Origin of the sequence: Paenibacillus alginolyticus DSM 5050 = NBRC 15375 (assembly GCF_000422905.1) — a bacterium.
In the GTDB taxonomy this organism is placed as follows: domain Bacteria; phylum Bacillota; class Bacilli; order Paenibacillales; family NBRC-103111; genus Paenibacillus_E; species Paenibacillus_E alginolyticus.
Window position 1 is genome coordinate 1 of the sequence record NZ_AUGY01000132.1, and the last position, 16479, is coordinate 16479.

Annotated in this window: 17 protein-coding genes and 1 riboswitch; of the genes, 13 read left to right on the plus strand and 4 right to left on the minus strand. The window is 47.4% G+C overall.

Annotation, left to right across the window (positions count from 1 at the left end):
• The first annotated feature begins 157 nt into the window (after window positions 1–157).
• A complete protein-coding gene (locus G519_RS0134730; protein WP_029196969.1) occupies window positions 158–1516 on the plus strand; it encodes an IS4 family transposase in 1359 nt (452 codons plus the stop codon).
• 209 nt (window positions 1517–1725) lie between these two features.
• Here the strand turns inward: G519_RS0134730 and G519_RS50810 are convergent, their stop codons facing one another.
• Entirely contained in the window at window positions 1726–1992 is a 267-nt protein-coding gene (locus G519_RS50810; protein ID WP_029198519.1) for a hypothetical protein, read from the minus strand.
• Here G519_RS50810 and G519_RS51780 point away from each other — a divergent pair.
• The 5 genes from G519_RS51780 (at window position 1973) to G519_RS0134755 (ending at window position 5603) form a co-directional block, all read left to right on the plus strand.
• A complete protein-coding gene (locus tag G519_RS51780) occupies window positions 1973–2128 on the plus strand; it encodes a methyl-accepting chemotaxis protein (RefSeq protein WP_244280322.1) in 156 nt (51 codons plus the stop codon). The two genes, G519_RS50810 and G519_RS51780, sit on opposite strands and share 20 nt — an antisense overlap.
• Window positions 2129–2205: 77 nt before the next feature.
• Window positions 2206–2472: a hypothetical protein gene (locus G519_RS0134740; protein ID WP_029198520.1), complete on the plus strand. Its 267-nt coding sequence runs from the start codon at window positions 2206–2208 to the stop codon at window positions 2470–2472.
• Window positions 2473–2534: 62 nt separating this feature from the next.
• Window positions 2535–2644: riboswitch (TPP riboswitch) on the plus strand.
• A gap of 97 nt (window positions 2645–2741) precedes the next feature.
• A complete protein-coding gene (locus G519_RS0134745; RefSeq protein WP_029198521.1) occupies window positions 2742–3338 on the plus strand; it encodes an ECF transporter S component in 597 nt (198 codons plus the stop codon).
• A 4-nt stretch (window positions 3339–3342) separates the two neighbouring features.
• Window positions 3343–4818, plus strand: coding sequence for an ABC transporter ATP-binding protein (locus G519_RS46080; RefSeq protein WP_051253957.1), 1476 nt, complete (start codon window positions 3343–3345; stop codon window positions 4816–4818).
• Window positions 4809–5603: an energy-coupling factor transporter transmembrane component T family protein gene (locus G519_RS0134755; RefSeq protein ID WP_029198522.1), complete on the plus strand. Its 795-nt coding sequence runs from the start codon at window positions 4809–4811 to the stop codon at window positions 5601–5603. Before G519_RS46080 ends, G519_RS0134755 begins: the two co-directional genes overlap by 10 nt.
• A 60-nt stretch (window positions 5604–5663) precedes the next feature.
• On the opposite strand, the gene G519_RS46085 is transcribed toward G519_RS0134755, so the two are convergent.
• Entirely contained in the window at window positions 5664–6059 is a 396-nt protein-coding gene (locus G519_RS46085; protein WP_051253958.1) for a hypothetical protein, read from the minus strand.
• Window positions 6060–6156: 97 nt separating this feature from the next.
• Entirely contained in the window at window positions 6157–6843 is a 687-nt protein-coding gene (locus G519_RS0134765) for an ArsR/SmtB family transcription factor (protein WP_029198523.1), read from the minus strand.
• Window positions 6844–7015: 172 nt separating this feature from the next.
• Between G519_RS0134765 and G519_RS0134770 the strand changes: the two genes are divergently transcribed.
• From G519_RS0134770 to ptsP, 7 genes are all read left to right on the plus strand, one after another.
• Window positions 7016–7900: a DMT family transporter gene (locus G519_RS0134770; RefSeq protein WP_029198524.1), complete on the plus strand. Its 885-nt coding sequence runs from the start codon at window positions 7016–7018 to the stop codon at window positions 7898–7900.
• Window positions 7901–8109: 209 nt separating this feature from the next.
• On the plus strand, window positions 8110–8895 hold the full coding sequence (locus G519_RS0134775; RefSeq protein WP_127528306.1) for a DeoR/GlpR family DNA-binding transcription regulator: 786 nt from the start codon (window positions 8110–8112) through the stop codon (window positions 8893–8895).
• On the plus strand, window positions 8892–9851 hold the full coding sequence (pfkB, locus tag G519_RS0134780) for a 1-phosphofructokinase (RefSeq protein ID WP_029198526.1): 960 nt from the start codon (window positions 8892–8894) through the stop codon (window positions 9849–9851). Before G519_RS0134775 ends, pfkB begins: the two co-directional genes overlap by 4 nt.
• A 14-nt stretch (window positions 9852–9865) precedes the next feature.
• The gene (locus G519_RS0134785) at window positions 9866–11239 is read left to right on the plus strand and encodes a PTS fructose transporter subunit IIC (protein WP_029198527.1); all 1374 of its coding nucleotides are present in this window, start codon (window positions 9866–9868) and stop codon (window positions 11237–11239) included.
• A 73-nt stretch (window positions 11240–11312) separates the two neighbouring features.
• A complete protein-coding gene (locus tag G519_RS0134790; RefSeq protein ID WP_029198528.1) occupies window positions 11313–11765 on the plus strand; it encodes a PTS sugar transporter subunit IIA in 453 nt (150 codons plus the stop codon).
• A gap of 17 nt (window positions 11766–11782) precedes the next feature.
• Window positions 11783–12061 carry an HPr family phosphocarrier protein gene (locus G519_RS0134795; RefSeq protein ID WP_029198529.1) on the plus strand — a complete coding sequence of 93 codons (279 nt, stop codon included), beginning with the start codon at window positions 11783–11785 and terminating at the stop codon, window positions 12059–12061.
• Window positions 12062–12100: 39 nt separating this feature from the next.
• Entirely contained in the window at window positions 12101–13822 is a 1722-nt protein-coding gene (gene ptsP, locus G519_RS0134800) for a phosphoenolpyruvate--protein phosphotransferase (RefSeq protein WP_029198530.1), read from the plus strand.
• A gap of 53 nt (window positions 13823–13875) precedes the next feature.
• Here the strand turns inward: ptsP and G519_RS48170 are convergent, their stop codons facing one another.
• On the minus strand, window positions 13876–15486 hold the full coding sequence (locus G519_RS48170) for an S-layer homology domain-containing protein (RefSeq protein ID WP_029198531.1): 1611 nt from the start codon (window positions 15484–15486) through the stop codon (window positions 13876–13878).
• Window positions 15487–16479: the final 993 nt, after the last annotated feature.

Below are 16479 nucleotides of genomic sequence, written 5' to 3' on the forward strand. Positions count from 1 at the left end.
CTCAAACTTCGCAGAGCAAAATTGCTTTTAACCCCTTGATATATATAGCTAACTCAAGATAATAATCTATCTCTTGCAAAAATAGAAAACACCGCTTCCGTTTGATATAGTGATTGTGTCGAGCAATCCACTACCACACAGAAGAGGTGTCCTCTATATGATAGATCAAAAGCAGCCCTGCAATCAACTGCCTAAAGAAATTAAACCGGCATTCGAAGAACTTCATGTGCTAAAGCACTTAAAAGACGCAAAAATAAGCAAGAAATTTGGTTATTCTGCTGCTTATCTGTATCAGCTTGTATTCGTTCTTTTGTTTCATCAGAAAAATTGGTTTCGCCTGCTCCAAAGTGAAAAAGCGGAATCATTTCCAGGCAAAGACGCCGTTTATCGTTTTTTGAATCATACCAAATTTGCTTGGCGACAGTTTCTCCTTTCCCTTAGCACAGCAACCATCCATAAAGTCGAAACGCTAACCTCAGACGAGCGTGTGACCGCATTCATTTTTGACGATTCCATGTTTGATCGTAACCGCAGCAAAGCGGTAGAATTGCTTGCAAGATTCAAAGATCACGCCACTGGAGCCTATTATAAAGGCTTCCGTATGCTGACGATGGGATGGTCTGACAGCCATTCGTTTATTCCCATGGATTTTGCTTTGCTGAGCTCGGTCAAATCACAAATAAATGGCATCTCTGAATGGACGGATAAACGAACCGTCGGCTATAAACGCCGCGAGGAAGCGCTACTTTCAGCGCCAAAGGTCATCGCGTCTATGATAGACCGTGCCATAGCTGCTGGTGCGTCTGCGTCTTATGCCTTAATGGACAGTTGGTTCACCCATGCGCCACTCATAAAAGAAATCCTGGATCGTGGTCTCCATGTCATTGGCATGATTAAAAATGACAACAAACGTTACCTAGTTGGAGGAATCCGCCTGAACCTAAAGGAATTGTATCTGGTAGCCCCGCAAGTTGAGGGAAAGAAGTCCGATATTCTTCGCTGCATTCGAACTGAATTGGTCGCCGGAATACCGGTGCTCGTGGTATTTATTCGGCATCGCTCCAAGAAAAAAGAATGGCTAGCAATTCTCTCCACCGACTTGACTTTGACGCCTCAGGAAGTCATTAGTACCTACACGATGCGTTGGAATATTGAGGTCTTCTTTAAGTGTGCAAAATCCATGTTACGCCTGCAAAAGGAGTTTCAAGGTCTTTCATACGACCTACTCGTTAGTCATACAACGATTGTATTTTCTCGTTATATTCTGCTTGCATGGCAGCATCGACAAAGCACGGACCAAAGAACGCTTGGTGGTTTGTTTTATTTGCTATGTGATGAAGTCAGCACCTTGGATTGGGTAGTCGCCTTACAGCAACTGATCGATTTGATCAGTGAAGTAGCTACAAAAGCATCCAAAAAACTTTCGAAATTAATAAAAAGTCAACTACAACAATGGATTGTCGGTTTGCCCAGTTACCTCAAGGCTTATCTGCCGATTTCAGGCTGCGAAGTTTGAGTTAGTATAAAATAAAAGGGCCTATTAAGGATCGTTACTGCTCAATAAAAACCCGCAAAAATGTAATTCACTCCTTTGCTTGGAAAATTGGGATGGATTACTTTTTTTGCTTTACGATCAAAACCTATAAAGTGACCGAATCCAAAGGTGAAATTTATTTCCTCCGTTATCCTTTATATCGAACTGTAAAAAATAACCTGTCGGTGTTTCTAAATACGGAACTTATCTTCTAATACCTCAAGCTTGTCTTCCAGTAATTTCAATGCACTCTTCCTTGGTTCGCTCCTTGTGTTTTCCGAAGCAATAAGTGTTTGAACAGCATCCACCTCAGTAACAGACACTAGATAAGCCTTCAATTCTTCTACAGATAGACCTTCGATATAATTAGCATGTTCGTCTACAATATCAGCAGGATTGTCATTAGCATTCTCTTGTTCAGGGTCATGGATGGTGCGAATGCAGAGCCCACCTTCCATCGAGGCAGCCCGTGCAGGTGAGCATGGCCAAGGCTTCTCCGTTGTTGCGAACGAAATTCGTAAGCTGGCGCAGAATGCGCATGTGGCATCCACAGACATCACGGAAATTCTAGGCTCAATTCAAGATAAAGTATAGAGACAGCTGTTGAGAAGGTTGCCGTCGGCATTACCGCCGTAGAATCAGGTAAGAAATCAGCGGAGAGCGTCGATCAGTTGTTCGAAGTCATCAACAATAATACGGCTGAAGTCATGGAACAAGCGGAAAACCTGCAGCGCATGAATGCTCGATTGCTAACTTCGTCGCAAAGAGTTGCAGAGGAAATGACGTCCGTGGCAGCGATTACTGAGCAATCTGCAGCTTCCGTGCAAGAGGTGCTTGCTTGCGCTGAAGTGCAGCAAAGACGTGTTGAAGATATCGTAGACAGCATTCGCCAGCTGAACGGATTGACGCATGACTTGCAGCATTTGATTGAAAAATAGAGCGAATGACCCCCAAAAAAGGATTGCCAAAAAGTTGGCAATCCGCTACAGTTAAGCCAAATGAATAGCAACACGGGTGCTTGATGAAGTCAGGCTGAGATAGCGGCCCCATGCCGCTGACCGTTAATCTGATCTGGGTAATGCCAGCGTAGAGAATGAAGTGCCTTGTCTAGCACTAATTTTATGCCTGCCGCTACCCGGTGGGCTTTTTTTCGTGTTCGCCTATCTCATTTTACATATCTATAAATGAAAAGGAGTCGAACAAACAGATGGCACAAAAAGAAACAGCAGCAAAGGGTTTGAAATTGACGGATATTTTGATCACCATTGTGATCGCAGCGGTGTTTGGGGTGATTTATCGCGTATGGGGGCCGATGTATGATATTTTGAAACCTTTCGGACTTCACGCGGAGCAGCTGAGTTATGGCATGTGGTTTATGGCAGCAACCTTCGCATTTCTAGTTATTCGCAAACCCGGCGTTGCTTTATTGGCTGAGGTAGCGGCTGCGACGATTGAGGCTCTCTTTGGCGGCTCATGGGGTGTCTCTACACTTGTCTATGGGTTGTTGCAGGGGCTTGGCGCTGAACTCATTTTTGCGCTATTCCTGTACCGCCGTGCCAATGTGGGCGTGACGATCCTAGCGTCCTTCGCATCCGCAGTGCTTTCCTTACTCGTGGACAATTACTATGGCTATATTGATCAGCTCACGTTCTGGAATTACTGTCTGTTTATTGGACTTCGTCTGTTGGGCAGCGCTTTGATCGCCGGCGTATTCGCGTACTACTTAGCGGGTGCATTGGCTCGTACCGGTGTGCTTAGTCTAGTTCGTCCTGTTTCAAAGAAAGACTACGACGTATTGGGGTAACGTGATGAGCGAAGGAATGAGCGTTACGAATCTAAGGTTAAAATATCCCGGAGAGGACGCCCCCCTGTTATTTCAGGGGATTTCCTTTTCAATTGAGCCCGGGGAGAAGGTACTGCTTCTAGGGCCGAGCGGCTGTGGCAAATCGACCCTGCTTCAAGTGCTAAGCGGTATTGTGCCTGACATTGTAGAGATTCCGCTCAAGGCAGATGGCATCCACACACCAAGCCGCTCAGGCTATGTCTTTCAAGATCCGGAGACACAGTTCTGCATGCCTTATGTGGATGAGGAAATTGCATTCGTCTTGGAAAATTTACAAGTCCCTCGTGAGGAGATGCCTGCTCTTATCGCGTATTATCTGGAGTTGGTGGGACTTCAATTAGAGGATACCCATACCTTGATTGGGAATTTGTCGCAAGGGATGAAACAACGGTTGGCTATTGCGAGCGTACTCGCGCTGGAGCCGGAAGTGCTGTTCCTTGACGAGCCTACGGCGCTTCTGGATGAGGAAGGCACTGAGCAGGTTTGGGAAACGATTCGAAGGATTAGTGCTGAGAAGACACTGGTTATCGTGGAGCATAAAATAAGCGGCATCCTGGGATTCATCGACCGCTTGATCGTCATGTCACCCGAGGGAGGGCTTTTAGCAGATGGTCCGCCTCATGAAGTGTTCGAAGCTCATAAACAGCAAATGATCGAGTACGGGATTTGGTACCCTGGGGTTTGGGACGATAATGAGTTGGAGTTAAAAACAACCTCCGACCTTCAGACTGCGGAGCCGGTCATGACACTACGCGATTTGGTAGGGCTGCGCGGAGGGCAGATCAAGACCTCTGTGGATAACTTGAGCGTCTATCCTGGCGACTGGATTACCGTCGTCGGCCCCAACGGCGCGGGCAAAAGCTCGCTGCTGCTAGCGATCATGCGGCTCATCCCGACCCACGGCAGCTGCTGGATCGAGGGAGTTAAGGGCAGCAAAGTCGAGCAGCTTGCGGAGCAAGTCGGCTTTGTGTTCCAGAACCCCGAATTCCAATTCGTCACGAATTCGGTGGAGGAAGAGCTGGCCTACTCCTTGCCGGAGGCGGAGCAGGGGCGGGATGTGCAGCAGGCGGCTATAGAGCGGCTGCTTAGGGAGTACGACCTGCTCGCGCTGCGCAAGAGGCATCCGTTCCAGCTGTCGATGGGCCAGAAGCGGCGCTTAAGCGTGGCGTCCGCGATGGTGCGCGGCCCACGCATTCTGCTGCTCGATGAGCCCACCTTCGGGCTTGATGCGCGCGGCACGCTGCGCATCTTGCAGCAGCTGGAGCGGCTGCGGGCGAGCGGAACCGTGATCGTGATGGTCACGCACGATCCGGAGATTGTGAAACGCTGCGCCACGCGCGTTTGGCGGGTTGAAGATGGGCATGTGAAGGAATGGCCGGCTGAGAAGCTGCCGGCCTCCGCGGCACATGCGCCGGAAGGAGCTGCGATGCTATGCAAATAACATTCGCGTTCCGTGAAACCTGGCTGCACCGGGTGAATCCGGCTGTGAAGCTTATCCTGTCCATCTTTCTGTTTATAGTTGTCGTGTTCACGCATAATCTGAATGCCATGATATATTTGACCTTGGGCGCACTGGTGCCGCTCTTCTTGTTCTCCGGCCATCCTATGAAGCGGCTGCTGTTGTATGCTTCACCGTTCCTGCTTATCTTCCTATCCTCTTCGACGGGGATGATGTTGTTCGGCAGCGGTGATACGCTGTGGTACCAGCTAGGCTTCATCCGAATCACCGAAGAAAGCTTTTACCGCGGCATCCATCTTGGCTTTCGTGGCCTTCAGGTTGCCGCGGTTGGGCTGCTGTTTAGCTTGACCACACGGCCGGTTGCGCTGTTCTATGCCATGATGCAGCAGTGGAAAGTCGCGCCGAAATACGCCTACAGCTTCCTCGCCGCGATGCGCATGCTTCCGCTCATGCTCGAAGAGTTCCAAACTCTTCGCTATGCGCTGAAGGTTCGGGGCAAGAAGAAGCGTAATCCCATCACCGGATGGTATTCGACGCTGCGAATGTACGCCATTCCTCTTCTTGCCCAGAGCATTCGCCGTGCCCACCGGACGGCTGTGGCCATGGAAGCGAAGCGTTTTTCCGCACAAAAAAAACGGACTTATTACTATGTATCTTCCTATTCGATGCTAGATCTTTATTATATCTTTTACTGGATTTTGCTTGTCATTCTAGCTAATTGGCTGGGGAGAGTATGGCCATTGTTGAACGCAGCGGACGTCCGGTAAGAACTATGAAGAGCAATCCAAGCCAATGAACATATTGGTTTCGATTGCTCTTTGTTTTTGTCATTTACCCCATTTAAGGGACAATACTATTTCACAGCACTGTTTATCCGGTACGCGAGGATCGATAGTGAAATGAACAACACTTGGTGTAAATTTAGTCAATATGATGGACTCAATACCCAAAGTGTGGATAATCCGATCCACTTCCTTCTGATTGCCTTTCTGAGCATTGCTCATCAATTGGCCGGCTATAGCTGGGTCCGCCAGCTTTTGGACTAAGAGAGCGGCGTCTCGAAGGAGGGTCTGAGAGGTTGCAACTGAATGTGAGAGAACCTTCGTATCTACTTGCGGATAATCTCGATTCCATACCCAATAAACAGGGTAGTAAGCAGCAGGAATAGGGTAACGATCATAGGGTGAATAGAGGTACGTGTAATAGGAAGGAGGATAATTCATGGATGATCTCCTTAAAGTTTTTTGCCAGAAATACGCTAAACCAATATATGTGGATAAGGGCAGGTGTGGTTCCTGAAATGTATATATTTCTCAGGAGTCACAGCACAACGCCGAATTCATCGGCAAGTCCTTGCAGACCTTCAGAGGTGACGCGCACAGCCCGACTATCGGGCAGCCGTTCAATCCAGCGAAGTTCGAACAGCCGGCGTGTGAGCGCAGCGCCAAGCGTGCCCGAGATATGATGGCGGCGCTCGCTCCAGTCGAGGCATTGCCGCGCATAATGGCGCCTGCGTTTGCAGTCTTCCTCGACCTCGACGCCGAATCGTTCCAACCGCTGCTTACCCGCAGGGCTGAGGATGAAATCCTTGCCTGCCTCCTGCAGCAGGCCTAACTCAAGAAGTCGGTCCGTCAGGGCTACGCCAATCTGGCCGGCTATATGATCATAGCAGGTGCGCGCATAGCGCAGCGCCCTTAATTGATCGGATTCGCGCAGTGATCGAATCGGCTTCGGGGAGGCGATCGCTTGCAGCGCCTCCAGGGCATAGGCCACCTCGGCGCTCGCCAGCCGGTAGTACTTGTGACGTCCATACGACTCATGGACGAGAAGACCGCCCTCCACCATCTTCGATAGGTGGGAGCTTGCTGTCTGAGGTGTAATGCGCGCGAATCGCGCTAGTTCGCTGGCGGGCAGCGATTTGCCGCCGAGAAGATTCAGCAGAATCGTGATGCGTGATGGTTCGCCTATCAGTGAAGCCACTTCCACAATATTTGGATTCATACACATCCTTATCAGCCTCCGCTTCATACAATCATACTTCGATACAGAACGAAATCAATTCAGTTTATAATCGATATATACTAAGGTTAGTATTACAGTCATACTTCGATAATAAACGAAATTTGAGTGTGAAGACAACAGTCATCCTGAACGTGTATGCAGCCTATGGGAGGATAATATGAATCGCTATTTATTTGGATTAATGGTTGTTGTCACAACATCACTGATGGGATCTTCCTTCGCTGTCGGTAAAATTGGTTTGGTTTATTTCTCACCTCTTCTGTTGGCAGGCTGTCGCTTTACACTGGCGGGACTAATGATGGCTCTGTTTGTGAGAAAAAGGCCGCGTCCAGGTAATCTTCGTGACTGGAGCAAAATCATGAGCGTGGGGCTGTTCCAAACAGCTGGCGTCATGGGCTGTATTTTTCTAAGCTTGCGCACGATTACCGCTGGTGAGTCATCGATTTTGACTTTCACCAATCCACTGCTCGTCATCGTGCTGGGAACGCTGTTTCTAGGCGCAAAATACCGAATTTCCCAATGGATTGGAGTCATGATCGGCTGTGTTGGCGTGTTTATCACGCTAGGTGTTCACATGCAGTTGCAAACGGGTACGGTGCTTGGGATGGGATCTGCAATTTCGTGGGCTATCTCCACACTGCTCGTTAAGAAATGGGGAGCTAGTTTCGATGTGTGGGTCCTAACCGCTTACCAAATGCTGTTCGGCGGTCTCCTTCTCCTTGTTATGAGTCTGACCATGGAAACCCCGAAGCTAATCCTAGGCGTATCCGCCGTGTTGATTCTATTATGGCTTGCCATCATGGCATCTATCGTGCAATTCGCTTCATGGTTTTTCTTATTGAAACAAGGGGATCCCGGTAAAACGAGCGCCTTCTTATTCCTCGCCCCGTTCTTCGGTGTTTTATCAGGGTGGCTGCTGCTTGGTGAAGTCATAGAATGGTTCGTGTATGTAGGAGGATCACTCATCCTTATCGGTATTTTTTTCGTGAATTGGACGTTTTCAGCCCGAACTCGGAGAAAAGCGAAAGTGACCTCATCATAGTTGCTTCTAAAACCCACCCCTTTGAGGGTGGTTTTTTCATGCGCGACAGCTTATTATATTGTGATTAAATATGACTAATATGAAAGAAATTACCTCTAGAAAGCGCTTTACAAATAAATATCGATCACATATAATCATAAATGAGATTAAACAATCAAATGAATGACCGTATATGCGCAAATCTATAAAATGGAATAGGGGGGGTCGTGATGCTGTTTGAGGAAGAACGTCAGCAGAAGATCGCCGATTATGTTCAAGTGAAAGAGCGTGCGTCCGTTCAAGAGCTGGCTCAGCATTTTCAGGTGTCTGAATCAACGGTCCGCAGAGATCTGAAGATCCTTGAGGAAGAAGGCAAGCTTCGCCGTACGCATGGAGGAGCCGTGGCTTTTGTCAGCGATAATTCAGAGCCTACTTTTGTGGAAAAAGAAGATCGCTATCGTTTACAAAAGGAACTGATAGCCAAAGAAGCGGCGTCCATGGTTCGGGAAGGCGATTCTATCCTACTTGATTCGGGAACGACAACTTATTATTTGGCTAAAGAATTGAAAACATTCAAAAAGCTTACGGTAGTAACCAATTCCGTTGCAGTAGCTCAAGAATTGTCTACCAACACAGGAATCGATTTGATTCTTACGGGCGGCACCTTGCGTCATGAAACGCTGGCGATGGTAGGTCCCTTGGCTGAGAAAGCATTGGAATCCGTGCATGTTGATAAAGCCTTCGTGGCTATCAACGGTCTGGATCCTGTCATTGGATTAACAACACCAAATATGTTGGAGGCTTCGACCAAACGGTCTTTCTTCCGTTCAACCAAGCAAGTGATTTTACTCATGGACCACAGCAAATACGGAAGAGTATCTTTTGCTAAGGTTGCGGCATTAACCGAAATTGACCAGCTTCTGACGGATGACGGTATATCGGACAATGCGCTGAAAGAGCTAGATACGGCTGGGGTTACCGTTACCGTCGTACAAACAGGTGGGAGGAAGTCATGAAGCTGCCTGTCTTGACGATTACATTGAATCCGGCCTTAGACAAAACGGTAACGGTAGAAGATTTTGTTCTTGGCGGGTTGAACCGGATTAAAGAATGGCGAATGGATGCTGGAGGAAAGGGCATCAATGTTGCCAAAGTACTGAAGAATTTTTCCATTGATGTGACGGCTTGGGGCCTGTGTGCAGGGCGCCAGGGGAATGTGCTGACGGATACACTTTCGAGTCTAGGCATCCCCAATTGGTTTGTTCAGGCCAAGGGTGAAACGAGAACGAACCTGAAGGTGTATGTGGAACATACGCGGGAAACAACGGAGTTGAATGAGCCAGGTTTTACGGTAGACGAAGACGTGTTAAGTCAATTTCTTGATCGTTTCAGAAACGATGTTAGTCACGTTGCGTTAGTTGTCTTGGGGGGCAGTTTGCCAAAGGGAATACCGAGTGATTTCTATAAGACACTTATCCAAATTGCCAATGAGGCAGGTGTACGGACCGTATTGGATGCGGATGGTGAGTCTTTCGTCCATGGTATTGAGGCTGTTCCCTACGCGATCAAACCGAACATTCATGAGCTGGAGTCGTTCTTCGGAGAGTCCTTCCGGACGGATGAAGAGATTATCGATGCGGCAAGAAGATTAATCGTTAAAGGAATTGCTTACGTGGCGGTTTCGTTAGGCGGAGAGGGATCGATTCTTGTAACGAAGACGGAGGCCATTCGTGCTAAACCTGCTCCAATTACTCCCCTAAGTACAGTGGGGGCTGGGGACTCCATGGTAGCCGCGCTCATTTATTGCATGCTGCATGGCATGTCACTGGAAGAAGCAGCGAGGTGGAGCTCAACTGCAGGAACCGTAACGGCTTTGAAGCCAGGAACACAGGTTTGTACGCTTGCTGAAGTGGAAGAAAAACTGGGCAGTGTGAACATATGGTCTATTCCAAAAACAACAAATTCGAATTGAAGGCGGGGGCGTCTATGAAAAAGATTCTTGCAGTTACTGCTTGTCCAACCGGTGTTGCCCATACGTACATGGCTGCTGAATCCTTAGCAAAAGCAGCTAGAGAAAAGGGTATTACGATTAAAGTAGAAACCAGAGGAGCTGTTGGCGTAGAAAATGAGTTTACCGAGCAAGAGATTGCCGAGGCTCATGCCATTATTGTAGCTGCGGACACGGATGTATTAGAATCCCGTTTCGCTGGAAAGCCGGTTGTTAAAGTCCCTGTGGCGCAGGCGATCAAAAATCCGGGAGGCCTTCTCGATGAAGCGTTGAACAAAGAAGCAGCCTCTGCGGGTGATTATCTGAAGCAAGTAGAGCAGTCGAAATCACAGCGAAGCGCTTCACGAACCGGAGCCTATAAGCATTTGATGACAGGTGTTTCAAACATGCTTCCTTTGGTTGTCGCTGGCGGATTGCTAATTGCACTTTCTTTTATTTTTGGAATTGAGGCTTTTAAAGAACAGGGTACTTTTGCAGCAGCTTTAATGGACATCGGCGGCGGAGCAGCTTTTGCTTTGATGGTACCCATCTTGGCGGGATTCATTGCCTTCTCTATTGCGGAAAAGCCGGGCTTGGCGCCGGGTCTTGTTGGCGGGATGCTCGCTTCAAAAATGGGAGCAGGTTTCCTAGGCGGAATCATTGCCGGGTTTCTCGCGGGTTATGTAGCGAAGCTGTTGAAAGATTATATCAAGATGCCTAAGAATTTTGAAGGCTTAAAACCTATTCTAATTATTCCTTTACTGGCTACTGGAATTACTGGACTTTTAATGATATATGTCATTGGCGAACCTGTAAAAGCAATTATGGATGGTTTGACGGTATGGCTCAAATCGCTCGGATCCACGAATGCCGTATTGCTGGGTATTCTACTGGGCGCGATGATGGCATTCGATATGGGCGGCCCTGTGAATAAAGCGGCGTATACGTTCGCTGTAGGATTGTTGGCTAGCAGTGTATATGGTCCGATGGCAGCAGTGATGGCTGCTGGTATGACACCTCCGCTTGGTTTGTGGCTTGCAACGTTACTTGCTCCGAAGAAATTTACGAAGGAGGAGCGGGATGCCGGTAAAGCGGCTTCCGTTCTGGGGATTTCATTTATCACGGAAGGTGCCATTCCGTTTGCAGCAGGTGATCCGTTCCGCGTGATCCCGTCCATCATGGTCGGCTCTGCTTTAACAGGTGCTTTATCCATGCTGTTCGGTGCTACTCTGCGCGCGCCTCATGGAGGGATTTTCGTCCTGCCGATCCCGAATGCTGTCGGTCACCTGGCCTTGTATGCTTTAGCTATCGTAGCGGGAACAGTTGCTACAGCCATCATGCTGAATATATTGAAGAAGCCTATAAGAGACTAAATCTTTACACCTATTAACCAAGCGCAGGGGGACTGAACCTCTCTTCCCCCTTTATATTTAGGAGGATACGGATATGAATATTCAAGAATTGCTGAACGAACAAAGCATTTTGATCCCATTGCAAGCAACAAGCAAAGAAGAATGCATTCAATCCATGATCGACGGACTTGCAGCCGCTGGCTGTATTTCGGATAAAGCAGCATATCTGGAGGCGGTTTTGAAGCGGGAAGAGACTGGTTCGACAGGTATTGGCTTCGGGGTTGCTATTCCTCATGGGAAGTCGAACGGAGTCAGCAAGCCGGGCGTTGCTTTTGCCAAGTTGACTGGGCCTCTGGATTGGAAATCACTAGATGACCAGCCTGTGAGGATCGTCTTCATGATCGCCGTGCCAGAGGCCGCTGCAGGCAATGAGCATCTGCAAATTTTGATCGCTCTCTCCCGTAAGTTGATTCATGAGGAGTTCCGTGAAAGCTTGTTGCAAGTTACCGAAGCGCAGCAATTGATAACGATTTTGGAAACCATTTAAGAGGAGATGTGCAAGTCATGCTTACAAAGGAACTTACAATCCGGAACGATTCCGGCTTTCATATTCGCCCTGCCCAACTATTTACGGAAAAAGCGGCATCTTTTCAATCAACTGTAAATCTTGAATATAAGAGTGAACCTAATATCTCGATCATAGACGGGAAAAGTATTCTCGGTCTTATGACGCTTGGGTTGGAGAAGGGTTCGGTCATTACCCTGACAACAGAAGGACCGGATGAACAAGCGGCGCTGGATGCTTTGGCTGAATTGGTGGAAAGCGGCTTTGGAGAAGCATAAGAGCTGCTTATTGCAGCTTGAGGGATAGGAGGAACTAGTATGACGGAGAGAGTACTGCAAGGACTAGGGGTATCCGCCGGCATTCGCACAGGTAAAGCATTCGTGTACGCACCAGTGCGGCTAACGGACGTAGAGAAAAAGAAAACGCAAGATACCGCAGCCGAGGTTGAACGGCTTCGGGAAGCCAAAGCTGCTTGCCAAGCTGAACTGCAAGTTCTGATTGAGAAGGCGCAGCGTACGCTTGGGGAAGAAAAGGCTGTGATTCTGAAAGGGCAGATCAGCTTTCTTCAGGATCCAACCTTTTATCCACCCATGGAGAAATTAATCGTGAGCGAGCAGTGGACAGCGGAAAGCGCGATACATCAAGTGGTTACGCAGGTTGCTGCTCTGTTCGAAAGCATGAAGAATGAATATATGCGGGAGCGCGCGGCAGATGTTCGTGATGTAGGAAACCGGATGTTCGCTCAGTTATGTGAACGCAAAGGGACACAGCTTTCCGATATCGGGGAGCCTGTCATTCTCATAGCTGATGATCTGACACCTTCTGATACGGTTCAGTTGGACAAAAGTTTGGTGCTTGGGTTTGTCACTCGTATAGGCGGCAAAACTTCCCACACCGCTATTTTGGCCAATTCCTTAGGGATCGCAGCGATTCTGGGGTTGGGGGATGGGATGGATCAGATTCAGCACGGAGATGAGCTTCTTATTGATGGCTCGACCGGAGACTGTATCTTAAACCCATCAGCGTCAACCAAAGAATCTTTTCATGCTCTTATGCTGCGTGATGAGGCTGAGAAGGCCGAGCTGCTGGCTTATGTGGAACGGGATGCTGTTACGAAGGACGGTTTCCGTGTGGAACTGGCCGCGAACATCGGCACGGTGGAAGAATCGGCAAGCTTGCTAAGCCAAGGGGCTGAAGCGGTAGGACTGTACCGCACAGAGTTTTTATTCATGGGACAATCTCAGATGCCTGACGAGGAAACCCAATATAAGGCTTACCGGCAAGTAGCAGAAGCAATGAAGGGATGCCCTGTTGTTATTCGTACGCTCGATATTGGCGGCGATAAAGAGCTTCCTTATCTGGATTTGCCGAAGGAGATGAATCCCTTTCTTGGCTACCGAGCCATTCGACTTTGTCTAGACCGTAAGGAATTGCTTATAACCCAGCTTCGTGCGATTTTGCGAGCGGGGGTTCACGGTGATGTGAAAATCATGTTTCCGATGATTTCGGGCATGGAAGAATGGCGTCAGGCGAAAGAAATCTATGAGCAGACTCGCGAACAGCTTAGCCAAGAAGGAATCCCTTATGCGGATTCTGTAGAATTGGGAATTATGATTGAAATTCCGTCAGCAGCATTGCTCGCTTCCAGATTTGCCAAGGAAGTAGACTTCTTCAGCATCGGGACGAACGATCTTGTGCAGTACACGGTTGCTGTCGATCGTATGAATGAGAAGGTAGCTTATTTATACGATTATTTCCATCCCGCCGTCATTCGACTGATCAAGACAGTCATTGATGCTTCTAACGTTGCAGGAAAATGGACCGGCATGTGCGGCAGCATGGCCGGAGATCCGCTTGCTGCACCGCTTTTGCTCGGGTTAGGTCTGCATGAATGGAGTATGGCAGCTTCATCTCTTTCCAAGGTGAAGAAAGTGATTACGGATTTGAACCGCAGCGATTGCGCGGCTTTAACTGAAAGAATTTTGGAAATGGACACGGCGGCCGAGGTTAGAGAGGCTTTGCTGGCGTTTAAGCCATAATAGATGAAAAAGACCGCCAGAGTGAATGCTCTGACGGTCTTTTTTTGGTTCTACTAGTGGTTAAGTGTCACGAAGCTTGTTGCTTTTTCACCTGTTGGAGTTACTGCGGTTATTTCGAAGGAAGTCACATTACCAGTCACATTAACGTTTCCAGCCGCGTCAATCTCTACGGTTCCTACAGCTCCGACAGCAGGATTTCCTTTAATGTCATTCGTGATGAAAAGGGTGCCTAGTGCGAAATTATAGCCACTAATGTCCGCGCTTTTATACTTAATGCCGTAGTTATCTGTGATGGAAAGATCCATTTCCGTATAAGCATTGAAGGTATAAACACTGCCTGTTACCGTCTTCTCAATGGTAGTTTGTCCTGCTTTTATTTCCTTGGCAGTGATCGCGTCGCTTTTAACCGTGACAGTAACGTGTAATTGCTTAGCGTCGCCATTTCCAATTTGGACAATGACACTGATGTCAGCAGTTCCCGGCTTGTTGCCTAGAACGTAAGCGTGATGGTCCGAGGTAAGACCAACTTTAGCAATGCTAGGATCTGAGGAATGAACGGATTGAACAACCCCAGGGATAGCAATAGGATCTCCACTAGCCGATGTCACTTTAATTTCAATTTCTTTAGCTAATTTACTTAGTGTTGGATCTTCAGCTGTTGCTTTGCTAACTAGACCGTTTGATCCTGTGGCTGCATCTGTTAGACCGCTGTCGAGCACACTAGCTAATGTGTAGGTGCCGTTAATCGAAACGTTCCCTGTGCTAGGGGCTATAACGCTAAAGCTGCCAGTAGTTGTTTGGATAGTGGAAGCATCAAGTCCGCCAAGCGTAACCGTGTAATCACCTGCAGCGAGCGCTAAGTTGGCTGTTAATGTTGCCGATTGGCCATCGCTAGCCCACTCAGTTGTCGTAGGGACTATGGTTGAACCATTTTTCAAAGTGAGTGTTGCTTTGCTAGCATCTACCTTTTTATTGAAAGTAACTTGAACCTTCTTATTGTCGGAAGAAGAGGCTTGTGTGTTTGTAATCGAAATGCGTGTTTGATTCCCAAAAACTTGCTGAGCTGTGTAGGAGCTTATAACAAGGTCAGCGCGATTGGCAGGCTGGTCGCCAGATTTGCTAGCAGGGTGAATGCCAAGTTCTGTTGCTTGTTTTACAGCATCTGCGTACCAAGGTGAGCCAGTCATGGAAATCTTTTTGCCTAAACCTTTAAGCAATACAGTATCCAGCTGAGCTGTCGTTACCGAATCGCCGGGAAGGAAAGTGGTGTCTGTAACACCGTCTATGAGGCCTGCTTTTTTGGCTGCTTCAATATAAGGGATGGCCCAGCCATTGGCTGTATCATTGGCATTAACATCAGAGAAACTGGACACCTTAACGGTAGGATCAACAGTAATGTTGTAGATCAATGTGGCTACTTTAGCAAATTGAGCACGAGTCATATTTTGCGTAATGCCAAATGTGCTGTCCGAGACGCCTTCAAAAACACCAGCTGCTATCATCGCATCAATCTTAGCTTTAAGCGCGGCATCACTACCGGCCAAATCTGAGAAATCAGCGCTTGTTTTGGCTGCAGCGGAAGCTGGAAGCGAAAGTGAAGCTGATGCAAATAAGGAGAAAGCCATAGCGGCCGTCGCGATCATCGTGAGTTTCGTGGATTTCATAGTACCTCCCAAGGGTTAATTATTTTATTTTGAAACTAGCAAACTATCGATCATGTTGTGTTGCTATAACTATACCTTGCATGATGGAGTACGTCATTGTCAAATTCTTGGCAGTCTCGACAGGAGAGTGCTAAAAAAGTACGAACAAGTGTAATGAGAATGATAATTAAACTCATTTACTAACTTTTAATTATTCACTTTACAATTGTAAGTGAAATGGATATAATTACCTCAGCACCACAAACAAGTGAGGAGGCTGAGATCATGGGTAAATGCGCATGCGGAAACACACAAAACACTGAAGGTAACTGCGATGGTTCACACGCTAAAAAAGACAAGTAAATCTTATAAATATAGGTCAAAAAGGACTTCAGCGAATGTTAAATTCGATGAAGTCCTTTTTTTACATGTCGCCTAGTGAACGTTGATTGAAATTAAAGCTAAGGGCGGCGGCGAAGTCGTGACAGTTTTTTGTTAATGTTTTTGTTTTCTGCTTTGTGGGAGAAAGGGGAAATTAGGAAGGCAAGTTGTACAACGTACAAAAATTTCCTTGATTTCTTCTGGGCAAGCTAAGGATTGTTGTATGTTGTATAACAATTTATCCGTTTTAGAGGCTATAAAGCTACTTTTGGCTCAAATTGTTGTATTTTTTGCATTACCGATGCATCAAACCTCACATCAAATATTTACTTAATTTGTAATATAAAGTATTTATTAATCTAGACAAACAAAGAAAAAGCACCTATGTTTAGGGAATGACGCGCTATCCATCATTCTCCCAAACAAAGGAGCAAACCATGGATAACGATAAGGAATTTTTAGTAGTTTGTCAATGTCTCAAAGTGCTCAATGTCCTAGATTATCGGTCTATTTTTCAGGATCATCGGTCAAAGAAGCTGTTTGCGGGTTCAGCCATAGGGCTTCATGTCGTTGCTCAGCTGTTGCAACTGAAATCGTATTGCGAACTGTCTGAGCAACTCCAAGCACACACCG

Excerpts from the sequence above, each read along its gene's own strand:
- G519_RS0134730 (WP_029196969.1), top strand. The coding sequence starts at position 158 with ATGATAGATCAAAAGCAGCCCTGCAATCAACTGCCTAAAGAAATTAAA.
- G519_RS51780 (WP_244280322.1), top strand. The coding sequence starts at position 1,973 with ATGCAGAGCCCACCTTCCATCGAGGCAGCCCGTGCAGGTGAGCATGGC.
- G519_RS50810 (WP_029198519.1), bottom strand. The coding sequence starts at position 1,992 with ATGGAAGGTGGGCTCTGCATTCGCACCATCCATGACCCTGAACAAGAG.
- G519_RS0134745 (WP_029198521.1), top strand. The coding sequence starts at position 2,742 with ATGGCACAAAAAGAAACAGCAGCAAAGGGTTTGAAATTGACGGATATT.
- G519_RS46080 (WP_051253957.1), top strand. The coding sequence starts at position 3,343 with ATGAGCGAAGGAATGAGCGTTACGAATCTAAGGTTAAAATATCCCGGA.
- G519_RS0134755 (WP_029198522.1), top strand. The coding sequence starts at position 4,809 with ATGCAAATAACATTCGCGTTCCGTGAAACCTGGCTGCACCGGGTGAAT.
- G519_RS46085 (WP_051253958.1), bottom strand. The coding sequence starts at position 6,059 with ATGAATTATCCTCCTTCCTATTACACGTACCTCTATTCACCCTATGAT.
- G519_RS0134765 (WP_029198523.1), bottom strand. The coding sequence starts at position 6,843 with ATGTGTATGAATCCAAATATTGTGGAAGTGGCTTCACTGATAGGCGAA.
- G519_RS0134770 (WP_029198524.1), top strand. The coding sequence starts at position 7,016 with ATGAATCGCTATTTATTTGGATTAATGGTTGTTGTCACAACATCACTG.
- G519_RS0134775 (WP_127528306.1), top strand. The coding sequence starts at position 8,110 with ATGCTGTTTGAGGAAGAACGTCAGCAGAAGATCGCCGATTATGTTCAA.
- pfkB (WP_029198526.1), top strand. The coding sequence starts at position 8,892 with ATGAAGCTGCCTGTCTTGACGATTACATTGAATCCGGCCTTAGACAAA.
- G519_RS0134785 (WP_029198527.1), top strand. The coding sequence starts at position 9,866 with ATGAAAAAGATTCTTGCAGTTACTGCTTGTCCAACCGGTGTTGCCCAT.
- G519_RS0134790 (WP_029198528.1), top strand. The coding sequence starts at position 11,313 with ATGAATATTCAAGAATTGCTGAACGAACAAAGCATTTTGATCCCATTG.
- G519_RS0134795 (WP_029198529.1), top strand. The coding sequence starts at position 11,783 with ATGCTTACAAAGGAACTTACAATCCGGAACGATTCCGGCTTTCATATT.
- ptsP (WP_029198530.1), top strand. The coding sequence starts at position 12,101 with ATGACGGAGAGAGTACTGCAAGGACTAGGGGTATCCGCCGGCATTCGC.
- G519_RS48170 (WP_029198531.1), bottom strand. The coding sequence starts at position 15,486 with ATGAAATCCACGAAACTCACGATGATCGCGACGGCCGCTATGGCTTTC.